14 protein-coding genes and 1 pseudogene are annotated in these 15,523 nt (G+C 73.5%); 5 read left to right on the top strand and 10 right to left on the bottom strand.

Annotated elements, in window-relative coordinates; translation table 11 throughout:
* Positions 1 to 22: 22 nt before the first annotated feature.
* A pseudogene (locus AC07CM_RS22430) lies at positions 23 to 913 on the bottom strand (DUF3626 domain-containing protein); the annotation flags it as partial.
* Positions 914 to 999: 86 nt separating this feature from the next.
* Between AC07CM_RS22430 and AC07CM_RS22425 the strand changes: the two are divergent.
* The gene (locus AC07CM_RS22425) at positions 1,000 to 1,494 is read left to right on the top strand and encodes an FBP domain-containing protein (protein WP_478878194.1); all 495 of its coding nucleotides are present in this window, start codon (positions 1,000 to 1,002) and stop codon (positions 1,492 to 1,494) included.
* A 156-nt stretch (positions 1,495 to 1,650) separates the two neighbouring features.
* Here AC07CM_RS22425 and AC07CM_RS22420 read toward each other — a convergent pair whose 3' ends face one another.
* Positions 1,651 to 2,253 (bottom strand): TIGR03086 family metal-binding protein, encoded by a 603-nt coding sequence (locus tag AC07CM_RS22420; protein WP_478878193.1) that lies wholly within the window; start codon positions 2,251 to 2,253, stop codon positions 1,651 to 1,653.
* A gap of 117 nt (positions 2,254 to 2,370) precedes the next feature.
* Here AC07CM_RS22420 and AC07CM_RS22415 point away from each other — a divergent pair, with 117 nt between their 5' ends.
* The 3 genes from AC07CM_RS22415 (at position 2,371) to AC07CM_RS22405 (ending at position 6,104) form a co-directional block, all read left to right on the top strand.
* Complete coding sequence (locus AC07CM_RS22415) at positions 2,371 to 3,624, top strand: FUSC family protein (RefSeq protein ID WP_478878192.1); 1,254 nt, start codon at positions 2,371 to 2,373, stop codon at positions 3,622 to 3,624.
* Between the two features lie 41 nt (positions 3,625 to 3,665).
* A complete protein-coding gene (locus tag AC07CM_RS22410; protein WP_478878191.1) occupies positions 3,666 to 4,751 on the top strand; it encodes a hypothetical protein in 1,086 nt (361 codons plus the stop codon).
* A gap of 111 nt (positions 4,752 to 4,862) precedes the next feature.
* The gene (locus tag AC07CM_RS22405) at positions 4,863 to 6,104 is read left to right on the top strand and encodes a lactonase family protein (protein WP_478878190.1); all 1,242 of its coding nucleotides are present in this window, start codon (positions 4,863 to 4,865) and stop codon (positions 6,102 to 6,104) included.
* On the opposite strand, the gene AC07CM_RS22400 is transcribed toward AC07CM_RS22405, so the two are convergent.
* Positions 6,072 to 6,797 (bottom strand): DUF2470 domain-containing protein, encoded by a 726-nt coding sequence (locus tag AC07CM_RS22400; RefSeq protein ID WP_478878189.1) that lies wholly within the window; start codon positions 6,795 to 6,797, stop codon positions 6,072 to 6,074. The genes AC07CM_RS22405 and AC07CM_RS22400 overlap by 33 nt on opposite strands.
* An 82-nt stretch (positions 6,798 to 6,879) precedes the next feature.
* Entirely contained in the window at positions 6,880 to 7,485 is a 606-nt protein-coding gene (locus tag AC07CM_RS22395; RefSeq protein ID WP_478878188.1) for a TetR/AcrR family transcriptional regulator, read from the bottom strand.
* A gap of 121 nt (positions 7,486 to 7,606) precedes the next feature.
* On the opposite strand from AC07CM_RS22395, the gene AC07CM_RS22390 reads away from it, so the two are divergent.
* On the top strand, positions 7,607 to 9,133 hold the full coding sequence (locus AC07CM_RS22390; RefSeq protein ID WP_478878187.1) for a cytochrome P450: 1,527 nt from the start codon (positions 7,607 to 7,609) through the stop codon (positions 9,131 to 9,133).
* Here AC07CM_RS22390 and AC07CM_RS22385 read toward each other — a convergent pair.
* The 6 genes from AC07CM_RS22385 to AC07CM_RS22360 form a co-directional block, all read right to left on the bottom strand.
* On the bottom strand, positions 9,095 to 9,943 hold the full coding sequence (locus tag AC07CM_RS22385; protein WP_478878186.1) for a pentapeptide repeat-containing protein: 849 nt from the start codon (positions 9,941 to 9,943) through the stop codon (positions 9,095 to 9,097). The genes AC07CM_RS22390 and AC07CM_RS22385 overlap by 39 nt on opposite strands.
* Positions 9,944 to 9,993: 50 nt before the next feature.
* Positions 9,994 to 10,887 carry an RNA polymerase sigma factor SigJ gene (sigJ, locus tag AC07CM_RS22380; RefSeq protein WP_478878185.1) on the bottom strand — a complete coding sequence of 298 codons (894 nt, stop codon included), beginning with the start codon at positions 10,885 to 10,887 and terminating at the stop codon, positions 9,994 to 9,996.
* Positions 10,888 to 11,253: 366 nt separating this feature from the next.
* Entirely contained in the window at positions 11,254 to 12,555 is a 1,302-nt protein-coding gene (locus AC07CM_RS22375) for an alpha/beta fold hydrolase (RefSeq protein WP_478878184.1), read from the bottom strand.
* Positions 12,556 to 12,653: 98 nt separating this feature from the next.
* Positions 12,654 to 13,679 (bottom strand): LacI family DNA-binding transcriptional regulator, encoded by a 1,026-nt coding sequence (locus AC07CM_RS22370; protein ID WP_478878183.1) that lies wholly within the window; start codon positions 13,677 to 13,679, stop codon positions 12,654 to 12,656.
* Between the two features lie 77 nt (positions 13,680 to 13,756).
* Positions 13,757 to 15,157, bottom strand: a complete 1,401-nt coding sequence (locus AC07CM_RS22365) for a BNR repeat-containing protein (protein WP_478878182.1) — start codon at positions 15,155 to 15,157, stop codon at positions 13,757 to 13,759.
* A 29-nt stretch (positions 15,158 to 15,186) separates the two neighbouring features.
* Positions 15,187 to 15,507, bottom strand: a complete 321-nt coding sequence (locus AC07CM_RS22360; protein ID WP_478878181.1) for an L-rhamnose mutarotase — start codon at positions 15,505 to 15,507, stop codon at positions 15,187 to 15,189.
* Positions 15,508 to 15,523 lie beyond the last annotated feature (16 nt).

Below are 15,523 nucleotides of genomic sequence, written 5' to 3'. Positions count from 1 at the left end.
CCACGTCGGACACCAAGGCCGAGGGCGAAACGTCCGCGCCGGACGCCGGGGCGGGGCGGGCCGTGCCCGCGCCCTCGGGGGCGCCGAAGCGGGCGAGGGTGTGCCACACCATCTTCAGGTCCTGGAGGTGGTACCGGCCGGTGCGGGCCGCGTCGCCGATGACGCGCGGGGTGACGAGGCCACCCTGGGCGATCCGGGCGCCGAGCTCGGCGTACTCCGGGCCGCGATAGTCCGTGTGGCGGCGCAGCTCGGGCACGGTGAGCCGGTAGCCGGGGTGCCATTCGAGGGGGCAGGGCAGCCGCCGGGCCGCCGCCTGCACCGACGTGCCCCGGTAGCACGCGTCGAGCACGAGCGCCTCGACGTCCCGGGCGAGCAGAACTCCCGCGTGCACCTGGCTCTCGATGTAGTCGTCGAGGGCGTCCCGCTCGTCCGCCTCGGCGAGCGCGACGAGGGAGAGGGCCGAGGCCACGCCGAAGTCGGTGGACTCGGCCGCGCTGTCCGGGTAGCAGAAGCTGGCCCGAGCCAGGACCGGACCGGCCAGCCGGAAGTGGGAGGAGCCGAAACGCGGGGCCGCGCCGACCACCTGGCCGCGGAAGTTCAGCGCGCCGTACACCGGGCGCTCCCCCGGCGCCGCGTCGTCGTAGGCACCGCCGAAGATTCGGCTCTCCCAGCGCCGGCGGTCACCCCCGGGATGCGCGGTGAGCCCACCGTTGGAGGTGCCGGTGACAAACTGCGAGTGGTAGGCGCCGTCCCGGGCCAGCGCCTCGAGGATCGGCAGCCCGGCGGACAGCCGGTCCGGGTGAAAGTTGAGCGTGATGCGCAGGCCGGGATCGAGCGGGGGTCCGGACGCCCGCGCGGCCACATGGCCCACCGCACACCGGGCGCGCGGCGGCATCCCCTCCGGGAAATCCATTCGCCCGCCCTCCCTTTGACTACCTAGGCTAGCCATGAACCTAGACCCTCTAGGTTCATGGCTACTGGATCCGGAAGGACCCACCAATGAGATCCCTCACCGAGCAGGACATCCGCAACTCTTTTGTCAACTGCTCCAAGGGGGAGGCCAAGCGCCTTGCGGTGCCGCGCGACCTCGGTGAACGGCCGTGGGACGACCTGGACTTCCTCGGCTGGCGGGATCCCGGGGCGCCCGACCGCAGCTATCTGGTCGCCGAGCGGGACGGACGGACGGCCGGCGTGGCGCTGCGCTTCCCGGCCTCGCAGCGCGGGTTCCTGCACCGCAGCATGTGTTCGGTGTGCCTGACGACGCATCCCGGTGGCGGGGTGTCGCTGATGACCGCCCGGAAGGCGGGCGCGGCCGGCCGCGAGGGCAACTCGGTGGGGGTGTACATGTGCACGGACCTGGCGTGCTCGCTGTACGTGCGGGGGAAGAAGGTGCCGGACTCCGGGGGCCGGTTCGAGGAGAGCCTGACCCTCGAGGAACAGATCGCCCGGACGGCCGGCAACCTCTTCGCCTTCCTCGACAAGCTGTACGTCTGAGCCGGCAGCCCAGGACCGCGATGTTCGCCCGGCGACTGCTCGATGCCGGGGCCGGGGCGAGCGCCCCGGCAGCCGCCGCACGACCTCAACGCCGCCCGATGCCCCGGCCGAGGCAGGCCCGGGCGGCCGCACCGCGGCGCCGCCCCGGGGAGACCTTCAGGAAGCCGGGCGTGTCCAGTGCGGGTCCCGGCCGAGGAAGGAGAGGAGGGACGCGGCGGCGTCGGCGTTCCGTGGTGGCACGGTCTCGGGGGCGAAGACCTGGTACGTCTCACGGAGAAACGGCACCAGCCGGTCCGCGACCGGTCGGATGGCCGCGGCCAGGTCCGGCGCGAGCGGACGGTCCTGACCGGTGGCCACCGCGATGTCCCAGGCGTGCACGGCCGCGTCCATCGCGCCGGCCGCCGCGGCGAGCGGCAGGGGCAGCGGGCCGAGCGGGGTCGGCACCGACTCGGCGTCGGCGGGCAGTCCGGCGTACGTGTCCGCCACGAAGTCGAGGATCTTCGTCAGCTCGGCCACCGGGTCGCCGTCGAGCGCATCGGACGGCTGAAAAGCGTCGGCGTCGGGACGCCCGCCGGTGATCGCGAGGCCGTACACCTGCTGGTCGATCCGGGCGTGATTGAGCACCTGCCGTACGGTCCACTCGCTGCACGGCGTCGGCGCGCCCCACGCCTCCTCAGGTACCGCCGCCACCACCTCGCGCAGATAGGCGTGCGCCCGGGTGAGTACCTCGACGCCCTCGACGGCCTGGTTCGCCACCATGCTGTTCCCCTCACCCCGTGTCCTGACCGACGAGACCAATCTAGAGGTGCTTGCGGACAGATACGGTCCTCAAGTCGGCACGTTCGGCCTGCCCGAGGATGGGGAACAGGCCAAGGGATGCTCGACGTACGGAAGTGGACCGAGGAACTGCGGCGCCTGGTGGGCCGCCGCCGGGAGCCGGTGGTCGTCCAGACACTGCGGTCGGCCGCCGCGGCGACGATCGCCTATGTCATCGCGCTGCGACTGAGTCCGGAGCCGGCCCCGCTGACCGCCCCCCTCACCGCCCTGCTGGTCGTCCAGGTCACCTTCTACGCCACGCTCACCAACGGCATCCGCCGGGTGAACTCGGTGGTGGCCGGGGTCCTGGTCGCCATCGCCTTCAGTCTCCTGGTGGGTCTGACCTGGTGGAGCCTCGCGCTGCTCATCGTGGCCTCGCTGGCCGTCGGGCACCTGGTGCGGGTCGACGAGTACGTGGCCGAGGTGGCGATCAGCGCCATGCTGGTGCTCGGGGTCACCACCGTCGGGTTCACCGCCTGGGCGCGGATCGTGGAGACGCTGATCGGCGCGGTCGTCGGCATGGCCTGCAACCTGCTGCTGCCGCCCCCGGTCTGGGTGGACAAGGCCGGGCAGTCGATCGAGGACCTGGCCCGCCGGGTGCGGCAGCTGATGCTGCGGATGGGCGAGGAGGCCGCGGGCCGCATTCCCTGGCAGCGGGCGGCCGAGCGGCTGCACGAGGCGCGCCGGCTCGACCACGACATCGTCCAGGTGGACGCGGCGCTGCGGCAGGCGGAGGACAGCCTGCGGCTCAATCCGCGCGTCAAGGAGGGCCTGCTGCACCGGGTGGTGCTGCGCACGGGCCTGGACACGCTGGAGATCTGCGCGGTCGTGCTGCGGGTGCTGGCCCGTTCCTTCACGGACCTGGCGAAGGCCCGCGGCTCCGAGGAGCTGTTCCCGCCCCGGGTCGGGGCCACCGTCGAGCAGCTGCTCTCCGAGATCGCCGACGCGGTGGTCAGCTTCGCGGTGCTGGTGACCACCCACCTGAGCGAGAACGCCGAGTCGGCCGAGGCGCGGCTGACGGCCGAGCTGCACACCGCGGCCGGTAGCCGCGACCGGCTCGCCGAGCTGCTCCAGGAGGAGGTCCGCGAGGACTGGGCGAACTGGCAGCTGTTCGGCGCCGTGCTGACCGAGGCGAACCGGATGATCGACGAGCTCAACACCGAGCACCGCACCCGGCGCCTGCTGGAGGAGCTGGACCGGGTGTCCCGGGAGCAGCGGGAGAAGCTGCCGCGGGTGAACCGGCTGCGCGAGCGCCTCGGCGTCCAGGAGGACCTGTGGCGGAACCGAACCGGGGTCGGCGAGCGTTCTCGGTGAGGGAGTTCGACGTCAGGGCCTGAGGCAAGGGGGCGGACCGCATGGCCGACACCGGGGTACGGATCGACGGGAACACGCTGCGGCTGCCGGGCGGTGTCGCGGTGCGGTTCGTGCGCACGCTGCGGCTGCCCGAGAAGGGCACGCATCCGCTGCCGCCGGGGCTCGGCGAGTTCCCGGTCCGGCGGGTGTCCGACTACGCCGGCCGGGTTCCCGAGGAGTGGCGGGCGCGCGGTGGCGTGATGCTGCCGGTGTACCTGCGGGAGGCCATGTGGCTGAGTTTCGCCGGTACGGCGGAGCCGGCCGCCCTCCAGGTCGGTGTGGGCAAGGTGTGTGCCGTCTCCGGCGAGCCGTGGCGCGGCCGTCTCGCCCGCGATCCGCAGAACTACGTGGTGCTGCCCCGCCAGCCCTGGCTGGACGGCATCAACTCGGGCAAGGGGACGGTCCGCCAGTTCGTCGCCGTACCACTGGGTCTCGGCGCGACCGTGGAGGGACAGGTCACCGGCGAGGAGGTGTGGGGCGGCGTGCAGCTGCAGTCGTTCCCGCTGAAGGAGGAGCTCCTGGCCGAGTGGCGGCGCCGTGAGGCGGAGCGGCGCGAGCGGACACGGTCGATGACGGCGACCGGCGGCTACGGCGGACCACCGGCGCCGGGCGGCTTCGGCGGACCCGTGCCCATGGCGGCCGCCGCCCCCGGTGGGCCCATGCCGCCTCCCTCGGCCCCGGCGGCCGCGGCGCCCCCGCGGCGCGCGGCGGCCATGGGCCTCGGGGTCGGCGGCTCGATGCGCCAGGAGGTCTACCGGGACGACCGGCCGCTCTCGGACTGGTCCGGGACGCCCGCCGGGCGGGTGTTCGTGCACCTGGTCACGCCGCCCGAGTGGCGCCGCATCACGGGCGAGGCGCCCCCGCCGTCGCCGGTGGACCGGGCGGCGTACACGAACGCGGGACTGCCCTGGTACGACTACTACGACGAGGACGCCGAGGACCTCGCCCCCGCGGACACCCTGGAGGCCGTCAAGCCGGTCGGTGACTGGCTCGGGGACGACCTGGACCCGTGGCAGCAGCCGTCCGCGGGCCAGGTGCTCCCGCTGAAGGACGCGCCGGGCAAGCCGGTCGAGGACGGGGAGTGGTGACGCCTCGGGCGTTGCAGTGCATGCAATGCACGTTGCCCTTCTTGCCTTTGGCGGTGGATCCGCGCCAAGGTGGCTGCCACGAGCGGGGCAACCGATGACCTGAGGTGCGGCATGGACAGGGACGCGCGGGCGGCGCGGCGGGGCTCTCCGCTGCCCGAGCGAGGCGGGGAGCCCGCCGGCGGCTGGAGCAGGCGCCGGTTCGTCGGAGCCGTGGCGGGCGCGGCCGCCGTCGTGGTCATGCCCGCGCCGGCGGCCCCGCTCCCGCGGAACACTCCCGCGGCCCAGGAGCGGACGGCGCCCCGGCCGCCCGGGAAGGCCGACCCGCCCCGGCCGCTCCACATCGGCACCTACACCTCCGTCGACGGCGGCGGCACCGGCATCGCACTGGCCTCGTACGATCCGGCGACGGGCCGGATCAGCGGCGCGGGGACACCGATCGGAATCGCCGACCCGTCGTACCTCGCGGTGCATCCGGACGGCCGCACGCTGTACGCGGTCGACGAGCGCCAGGACGGAGCGGTCACCGCGGTGCGGCTCGCGGACCGGCGGATCCTCGGCAGCCGGAGCACGGGCGGTGGCGCACCCTGCCATCTGTCGGTCCACCCCGGCGGCCGGTGGCTGCTGAGCGCCAACTACCAGTCGGGCAGCGTCGCGGTGCACCCGATCGACACCACGGGTGCCCTCGGTGAGCGCACCGACCTGGTCACCCACACCAGCCCGCCGCCCGGCCCGGGCCAACAGGGCCCGCACGCACACCAGTTCATCACCAGCCCGGACGGTGGTCAGGTCCTCGCCGTCGACCTGGGCACCGACACCGTCTACACCTACCGCCTCGACCCGGTGAAGGGCACGCTCACCGAGGCGGCCCGGGCGCGCACCCGGCCGGGCGCGGGCCCGCGTCATCTGACCTTCCATCCGGACGGCCACCACGCCTACCTGGCCAACGAGGTCGACGACACGGTCGCCGTCTGCGCCTACGACCCGTCCACCGGCCGCCTGACGATCGGCGACCCGCAGTCCACGGGCTCGGACGGGGACACCACCAACTACCCGGCACAGATCCTGGTGACCGCGAACGGCTCGTACGCGTTCCTCGCCAACCGCGGCCACAACAGCATCGCGCGGTACGCCGTGGAGGACGGCGGGGCCCGGCTGCGGCTGCTGGGCACGGTGCCGGTCGGCGGCGACTTCCCGCGGCAGATCGCCTTCTCGCCCGACGGCCGGCTGCTGTTCGCGGCGAACCAGCGCTCCGGGACGGTCAGCGTCTTCCATGTGGACACCGGCAGCGGCGAACTGCGCCCGGCGGCCGAGCCGTTCGCCTCACCCGTCGCCGTCTGCGCGCTGCCGCTGTAGCGTCCGGGGGCAGGCGGCGGCGCTCGCCTGCGCCAGCAGCGCGTGCATGCGCTCGGTGAGCTGGGCGACGTCGTCGGCGGGCGTGTGGAACGGCAGGCGTACGTCGCCGTGGGCGCGGTTGCCTTCGATGCGCAGGGTGAGGCCGTGCCGGTCGACGGCGAGGGGCGCCACCCGGGTCGCGGCGTGCAGGCTCTCGGGCCGCACCAGCCGGGTGAGCCGCTCGACGGCGTCCGGGTGGGCGTCGGCGAGGTGGGTCAGCAGCCGGGCCTCGGCGGTGGCCAGCGGGTCGGGCCGGGCGACCGCGAACTCGTCGAGGTCGACGAGCACGGCACCGGACGGCTGCCGCAGCACCACGCGTGTGGGCCGGAACAGCAGCGGTCCGCCGGCCCGGGCGAACCAGCCGGCCAGCCACACCCTGGCGCGGATCCGCGCGCGCACCGGGACGGGGGCGGCGTCGGCGAACTCCAGCACGGCGGACGGCTCTCCGCGCGGGGCGCACACCGCGGCCGCGAGCAGGGCGCTGTCCTCGGGCACGTCGAGCAGCACCCCGCCGCCCTCGGTCACGGAGTGCGCGCCGACGTACTCCTCGCGGGCACCGTCCGCGGTCACCCCGCACGACCACGCGGCGGCGAGCACCGACCGCGCCCGCTCCGCCGCTCCGGGTCCGGCAGCCCAGTCCTGCGTGTCACCCATCCCGAGACCTCCTTAGGTAAGCCTTGCCTAACCTATCGAAGATCCGGGCGCACGCCAACCACGCCCCACCCGACCGGGGGTGTCACGCGATGACGCCCAGGAGGGCGCGAGCGCACAGGTCGCGGACCTGCTCGCGGGTCAACTCGCCGTCGCGCAGCCACTCCAGGCAGACGGCGGTGGTGAAGGCGAGCCAGCCGCGCACGGCGATCCGCACGTGCGGGGCGCTCTCGAAGACGGGCCCGAACTCGGGGTCGGCCGCGAGGGCCGCGAGGATCTGCTGCTCCTGGGCGGCGAGGGCCCGCCGGTAGACACGGCGCACGGCCTGGTCGCCGGCCGCGTCGGCGCGATGGAAGGCGCGGAAACCATGGGCGTGCGCCTCGACGTAGGCGAGGTAGGTGTCGAGACCGGCGGTGAGCTGTTCCCGCGCCGGAACGCCGGGCACGGCCGCCGTCATGCGCAGCATCCGCTCGCTCTCATGCTCCACCACCGCGGCGAAGAAGTCCCGCTTCGTCGGGAAGTAGTGGTACAGCAGCCCCCGGGAGACTCCGGCGATCTCGGCGACCTGCTCGATCCACACGTCGTCGTAGGGACTCTCCGAGAACAGCCTCGCCCCGACCGACAGCAGCTGCTCACGGCGCTCCGCGGTGCTGAGTCTGCGCCGGGCGCGCTCCCCCTGGTTCGCGGACATGGCGTCACTTTACTTGACGCCGGTTCAACAAGCGGACCACACTGAAACACGTTATTGAACCCACGTACAACACGCGCGCGTCACAGGTTCAACGGTCCGCGGGATCAAGGGAGATCGCGTCATGGCGGAGACGACGGGCACCGGGCTGCCCAAGGGGTTCCGGGGCGCCGAGCAGGGCTGGCCCGAGCTGCACCGCATCCCGCATCCGCCGCGCCGGGTGCCACTGCTCGGCGATGTGCTCGGCGTCGACCGGCGCCGGCCCCTGCAGGACTCGATGCGCTTCGGGCGCGACCTGGGCCCGATCTTCCGGCGCCGGGCCTTCGGCAACGAGTTCGTGTTCCTGTGGGGCTCACGCCTGGTCGCCGACCTGTCCGACGAGTCGCGGTTCGCCAAGCACGTCGGCCTCGGGGTCGCCAATCTGCGTCCGGTGGCCGGGGACGGACTGTTCACGGCGTACAACCACGAGCCCAACTGGCAGCTGGCGCACGACGTCCTGGCGCCGGGCTTCAGCCGGGACGCCATGGAGGGCTACCACGGCATGATGCTGGCGGTGGCCGAGCGGCTGACCGGCCACTGGGACCGGGAGCTCGCGGCCGGGCGGGCGGTGGACGTGCCCGGCGACATGACCAAGCTGACCCTGGAGACCATCGCGCGCACCGGGTTCGGACACGACTTCGGCTCCTTCGAGCGGGACCGCCCGCACCCCTTCGTGACGGCGATGGTGGGCACGCTGACCTACGCGCAGCGGCTGAACAGCGTGCCCGTGCCGCTGGCGCCGCTGCTGCTGCGCGGCCCCGCCCGGCGCAACGCGGCCGACATCACCTACCTGAACCGCACGGTCGACGCCCTGGTCGCGGCCCGGCGCCGCTCCGACGGCGGGGACGGTGACCTGCTGGACCGCATGCTGGACACGGCCCACCCCGAGACCGGGGAGCGGCTGTCCGCCCGGAACGTCCGCAAGCAGGTGATCACGTTCCTGGTGGCGGGCCACGAGACCACCTCGGGCGCGCTCTCCTTCGCCCTGTACTACCTGGCCCGGCACCCGGAGGTCGCCGCCCGGGCCCGCGCCGAGGTGGACCGGGTCTGGGGCGACACCCCGGAACCCGGGTACGACCAGGTCGCCAAGCTGCGCTACGTCCGCCGGGTGCTGGACGAGTCACTGCGGCTGTGGCCGACCGCGCCCGCCTACGCCCGCGAGGCCAGCCAGGACACGGTGCTCGCCGGGGAGCATCCGATGCGGCGCGGAGCGTGGGCGCTCGTGCTGCTGCCCATGCTGCACCGCGACCCCGAGGTGTGGGGCGAGGACGCGGAGCGGTTCGACCCGGGCCGGTTCGAGGCGGGCGCCGTACGGGGCCGTCCCCCGCACACCTTCAAGCCGTTCGGCACCGGCGCACGGGCCTGCATCGGCCGTCAGTTCGCCCTGCACGAAGCGACGCTCGTCCTCGGTCTGCTGCTGCGCCGTTACGACCTCACGCCCGAGCCGGGCTACCGGCTCCGGGTCACCGAACGCCTGACGGTGATGCCGGAGGGGCTGCGGCTCCGTCTGGAGCGACGCCCCGCATCCGCACCCACGCCGGTGCCGGTGACCGTTCCGGACGACGGCTCCGACTCAGTCGCGCGCTGCCCAGTGCACGGGGCGGGTGACTGACCGGGGCAGCCGGGTGCCGGCGCTGCCCCGGGCCGCGTTCAGCTGCGGCTGGGTGAGGAAGAAGGCACCGGTGAGGTCCGCGTCGGTCAGGTCTGCGTCGCGCAGGTCCGCGCCGATCATGTCGGCTTCGCGCAGGTCGGCGCCGGTGAGGTCGGCGGCGATGAGGTAGGCGCCGCGCAGGCTGGCACCGCGCAGGTCCGCGCCGCGCAGCCGCGCCCCGATGAGGTCGGCGCCCCGGCGGTCCTTGGCCCTGCCCTTCCTGCCCCGGCTGCCGGCGACGCCCGCCCGGGCCAGCTCGCTGGTGCGCAGCAGGAGCACATTGACCTCCTGCCGGTGTGCCGCGACGTCCAGGGCGGCCAGCTCCTCCGGGGTCAGCAGGCTGAGTCCTTCGGTCTGCTCCAGGGCCCGGCGCAGGTCGGCGTGGACGGGCCGGGCGGCGTCCAGGCGCAGCGCCTCGCCGAGATACCAGAGCAGTTCATGCAGTTGGCGGACGACCGGGAACACGTCGAACATCCGACGGCCGTGCTCCTTCGGCCCCGTCCGCCAGTCCTGCCCGCCGAAGGTGATCTGCGAGACCTTCTGCCCTGCGCCGAAGCAGTCGTAGACCGTGCAGCCGGAGAAACCCTTCCCGCGCAGGTCGGCATGGATGCCGCAGCGGTGGTCGCTGCCCAGGTTCGCACACGGTTTGCCGGCGGGCTTGGAGACCGCGAAGTCGGCGGAGGCGGCGAACGGCAGGGCGACGCAGCACAGCCCGAAGCACTGGGCGCAGTCGCCGCGCAGGGCGGAGCGGTCGGTCATCTGGTCCGGCATGACGACAAGCCTACTGGCCTGCGGGAATCGGCCCGCCCCTGACCGACCTCTCACCCATCGAGCGCGGGCAGCCCGAGGCGGGCGAGGCGGTCGGTGTCGGCCAGGATGTACATGCCGGTGATCCGGCCGTCGGCGACCGTGAACGCGGTGACCGACAGCGGCTTCCCCTCGGGCGCGGTGACCACCCCCACCATGCCGTTGACCAGCGCGAGCCGTGCGAACACCGCGAACCGCGAGAACATCGCCGCCTGCTGGGCCACCGTCCGCGCCCCGCGTACGGCCTTGGAGGCGCCCGCGCCCCGGACCAGGGCGCCGGCGTCGGCGCGCAGTTCGACGTCCGGGTGGAGCAGCGCGAGCAGGGCCTCGAAGTCGCCGGCCCGGGAGGCTGCCAGAAAGGCGTCGACCACCTGGCGCTGCCGGCCGAGGTCGGGATCGGCCGCCGGGGTGGCGCCCTGCACCCGGCGGCGGGCCCGGCTGGCCAGCTGCCGGGTGGCGGCCGGGGTGCGCTCCACGATCGCGGCGATGTCGTCGAAGGGCACGGCGAACATGTCGTGCAGGACGAACGCCAGCCGCTCGGCGGGCTCCAGCGTCTCCAGGACGACGAGCAGCGCGAGCCCGACCGAGTCCGCCTCCAGCACCTCCGCCTCCGGGTCCACCGAGGCCAGGGGCCGTACCACCGGGTCCGGGACGAACGCGTCGTCCATGGGCTCCTCGCGGCGCGCGGTGCGCGAGCGCAGCATGTCGAGGCAGACCCGTCCGACGACCGTGGTCAGCCAGCCGCCGAGGTTCCTGATCCCGTCGGCGTCGGTGCGGCCGAGCCGCAGCCACGCCTCCTGGACCGCGTCCTCCGCCTCGGCGAGCGAGCCGAGCATCCGGTAGGCCACCGCGCGCAGTTGCCCGCGATGCTCCTCGAAGCGGACGGCGAGAAGTTCCGTGTCGTTCATGTGATCCCCCGTACGGTGTGGCCGGCCGTCGGCCGGGCTGTCTGCCGAACACTGCGAAGCCGACCGCGGGCCCGGACCGGCCCGGGACGGTGGCCGACGGGTCGCCGCGGCGTGGGCGGACGGGCCCACGCACGCGGTGGACGCCCGCCCGGCCTGGAGCGCGCGGGGCGCTCCCCGCTCGAACACCGAACCGCGTCCAGGCGTTGCCCGACCGGGCCCCGCGGACGTACGTCCGCGACCCACCGACCACCTGGTGATCGTCGGCTCGCTCATGGCCGCAGACTATGCCGCCGCGCCCCTCCCGCACCCCGATTTACCGGCGTCACCGAAGAGGCGTTCGGGCGGCCGCCGGCGCCCTGTCGGGCCTCACGCCTCGTCGCGGGTCAGCGCGAGGAGCCGGTCGAGGACCCGGGGCGCCCCGGCGCGCAGGCCGTCGTGCTCGAACTCGTCGGTGACCCAGGTGCGCAGACCGCGGACGGCGCGGGCGGTCCGCAGGGAGTGGGCGGTGTCCACGTACATGTCGTCGTGGTAGATCGCCGCGGCGACGGGGACCTCGTTGGCGGCGAGCCGGGCGGGGTCGTACAGGGGTTGCCAGTCGGTGCCGGCGGCGAGCAGTTCGGCGGTCTCGCGCAGCGGCCGCAGGGCCGGGTCGGTGTCGAACATCCAGGGGTGGACCGTCTCGCCGGTGAACAGCACCGGGGAGTCGCCCGCGAGCGCCTTGGCCGCGTCGAACTGCGGGAACTCGGCGCGGACGCGCTCGGCGGCCCAGGCGGTGGGGCGGGTGTCCTGGCCGTAGATCGACTCGTGCACCAGGGCGTACAGCGGGTGCCCCGAGTACGACAGCAGGCTCTGGGCCTGTTCCTGGAAGGAGTCCGACAGCTCGGGGCCGCCCGGAGTGCGGACGAACGCGTCCTCCAGCAGGTGGTGCAGGCGGTGGCTGCCGTCGCTCGTGCCCAGCATCAGGCCGAGGGACTGGAACGCCTCCACGGTGAGCCGGTAGCCACCGGGCAGGACGACGTCGTGGGTGAGAAGGTGGTCGGCGATGTGCCGGGCCCGCTCGACGTCCTGGGGATAACGGGCGTAGTGGGCTGCGACCTTGCGTTCGACGCGCGGGTAGGCGGCCCGGTAGACGTCGTCGGCGTGGGCGTCGAGGGAGGGCAGACCGCCCGTGACGACGGCGGTGCTCAGCCCCTCGGGGGCGAGGGAGAGGTACGACACCGTGCAGAAACCGCCGAAACTCTGGCCGAGCACGGTCCAGGGGGCGCCGCCCGTCACCTCGGAGCGGATGGCCTCGCAGTCGCGGACGATGGAGTCGGCGCGGAAGCGGGTGAGGTAGCGGGCCTGCTCGGCGGGGCCGCCACGCAGCGGGAGCGTCTGCCGGGTGGCGGGCGTGGAGCGGCCGGTGCCGCGCTGGTCGAGGAGGAGGACGCGGTAGTCCTTCAGGGCGCGGTCGAGCCAGGCCTGCCGTCCGACGAAACGGTTCGCCCCGAAGCCGGGGCCGCCCTGCAGATACAGCAGCCACGGCAGGTCCTGCCCCGCCCTGTCACTGGCGACGGCCTCCCGGGCGTACAGCTCGATGGTCTCGCCGCCCGGGTCGCCGTGGTCGAGGGGCACGGTGAAGTGGCGGTCGGTGAGAACGACACCGGGCTGGCGGTAACTGAGGCTCAACGGGTCTCCCGGGACGGTGGGCACGGACGCGTCCCAGTTCAGCACACGGACGGCCTCGGGCAGAGCCCCGGGATCATGGATTGTTACTGAACAGGTGGTCAGCGGGCGGCGAGGCTGGAGCGCCGTACCACCAGTTCCGGCTGGAGCACCACACGCCGGTGCTCATGGGCGCGGGATCCTGCCTCGGCCTCGGTCTCCTCCAGCAGCAGCTCCGCGGCGAGGGCGCCCATGGTGACGGCGGGCTGGCGGACCGAGGTGAGCGGGACGGCCGCCGCCGCGGCGAACTCGATGTCGTCGTAGCCGACGATGGCGAGGTCGTCGGGGACGGTGACGCCGGCCGCGTACAGGGCCTGCAGAACGCCGAGGGCGAGCAGGTCGTTGGCGCAGAAGACGGCGGTGGGGCGGTCGGCGAGACCGAGGAGCCGGGCGCCCGCGTCGCGGCCTGCCGCCACGTCGAGGCGTTCGGTGGGCAGTTCACGCAGCGCGTCCGGGCCGAGCCCGGCCTCGGCGAGGGCGTTCAGGGCGCCGGTGCGCCGGTCGCGGACCTGGTTGAGCCCGGGCGGGCCGCTGACATAGGCGATCGAGCGGTGCCCGGCGTCCACGAGGTGCCGTACGGCGAGCGCGCCGCCCGCGACGTCGTCCACGGAGACCGAGCACTCCGTCGTGCCCTCGGCGACGCGGTCGACCAGCACGAACGGTATGCCGTGCCGGCGGAAGCCCGCGATGTTCCGGCCGGTGGCGTCGGCCGGGGTGAGCAGCACGCCGCGCACCCGCTGCTCGGCGAAGAGGGACAGGTACTCGGCCTCCTCGGCCGCGTTCTGCGCGCTGTTGCAGACCATCACGCCGAGGCCGGCCTCGCGCGCGGCGCGCTCGGCGCCGCGCGCAACGTCCACGAAGAAGGGGTTGCCCATGTCCAGGACGAGCAGCCCCATGATCCTGCTGCGGCCGGCGCGCAGCTGGCGCGCGGACTCGCTGCGGACGTAACCGAGCCGGTCGATCGCCGACAGCACCCGCGCGCGGGTCTCACTGGCGACCGTGTCCGGGCGGTTGATGACGTTCGACACCGTGCCCACCGACACACCGGCGGCGCGGGCGACGTCCTTGATACCCACCGACTGGGCCATCGAGCGGGGACCTCCAGGGGAACAGGGGCGGCGGGAAGGCCTTCACATTACCGTCATCGCTGCCCAGAACAGACCGGTCAAGCAGGGAGTGCGAAGTCCACGACATGGAGTGCCGAGGGGGTCGTGCCGCTCGGCTTCTCCTGGTACATGAACGACAGCACGCTGTCCGCCTTCACCCGCGTCTCGTCGACCACGACCTCCCCGAACGCGTTCAGGTCGCCGCCGTCGTGGAGCAGCGTCCAGTCCGAGTGACCGGAGGATCTCGACGCACCGGCGATCCGTCCGTACGGGAGGATCGCGTAGGCGTTGTCGTACCGGTCCAGGACCAGCTTCGTGCGCCCGCTGGAGTTCAGTGCCACGGGGATCTCCGTCTTCTGCCAGGTGCCGGAGGGGTTCTTGCGGACGTGGAAGGCGCGGCCGTTCGCGACGCGGTCGCTTACGTAGTCGGAGGTGCACGGGCCGAGGCGGGTGGGCACATGGCTGATGATCGCGTGCGGCAGGCCGGCCGAGTCGATGGCCTGGCTCTCCTGGTTCATCAGGCAGTGGCCGGGGCCGAGGGGGTCGACGACCAGTCCGTGAGCGGTGACGGCGACCGGGTCCGGGCCTCCGGTGGTGCCCACGACCGTGCCCGCGTCGTTGCGCCAGGTGCGGCCGCGGTCGGTGGAGTGGACGTAGCCGGTGTCGTGGTTGGTGATGCCGCCACCGCCGCGCAGCACGGCGGCATCCCGCTCGCGCCACGTGAAGAAGGCATGGAGGCGGCCGTCGACGCCGTAGTCGATGCCGTGCAGGTACATGTTGCGGGCCGTTCTCGAGCCGTGCGGGCTGGTGTGGGTGCCGGTGGAGCTGGTCCACTCCCCCAGCTCGGTCCACGCCGAACCGTCGTACCCGGCAAGGGCGTTGCGTCCGTCGCCGGAGACGCCGGCCCGGTAGCCGAGCTGGAGCCTGCCCTCGGGCGTGGAGACGAACTGGGGATAGGTGAACCGCGGGGTGAGCGCGAGCCCGGCGAGCGTCGTGCGTACGGCGCCGAGGGCGGACACGGTCCAGGGCGTGCACACGGGGTCGTCCATGAGCCCGGCGACGGACCTGACGTAGAAGAAGCCGTCGCTGTGGGAGTCCATGGCGATGCGGAGACGGCCGTCGACGCCGGAGACACCCATCGAGATGACGTTGTGGGAGTCGTCGCTCTTGAGGGTGTGGGACAGGGTGACGGCCGACCAGGTGGAGCCGCCCAGGGCCCGGCGGGCGATGACGGCGTCGCGCGTGGAGGTGTACCAGGCGGCGTACTGGTGGCCCCGGTGGGTCAACAGGCCGTTCTTCTGGCAGGAGTTGTTGTCGACCAGACCGTCGTAGGAGACGAAGCAGAGCGCCCGGGCGTCGAGCCGGGTGGTGCCCGTCCAGGTGACGGACGGGCCTGGGCCGGCCGCGCTCGCGGCGCCGGGCGCCGCCACGGCGGCCGCCCGCACGGTGCGTCTTGTCATCGGCGACACTCCAGGGGTCGGGCCGGTGCTCAGGCCAGGTGGAACACTTCGGTGAGCGGTTTCATGGCCTCGTCGGGCCGGGCGCCGTCCGGCGACTCGAAGAACGGCGCCATCTCCGCCTGCCAGCGGGCGTTGACCCCGGTGGCCTCCATGTCCGACTGGGCCGTGGCGAAGTCCTCGGTCTCCAGGTAGCCGACGAGCAGGCCGTCCTCGCGCAGGAACAGCGAGTAGTTGTGCCAGCCGGTCGCCCTGAGTGCGTCGAGCATCTCGGGCCACACGGCGGCGTGCCGCTCGCGGTACTCGTCGAGGCGGTCCGCCCGGACCTTCAGCAGGAAGCACACGCGCTGCATCAACAGCCCCTTGGTC

The sequence above is a fragment of the Streptomyces sp. NPDC044061 genome (genome assembly GCF_056434305.1).
Note: the sequence above shows the minus strand (reverse complement) of the source record. Positions and strands in the feature narration are given on the sequence as shown.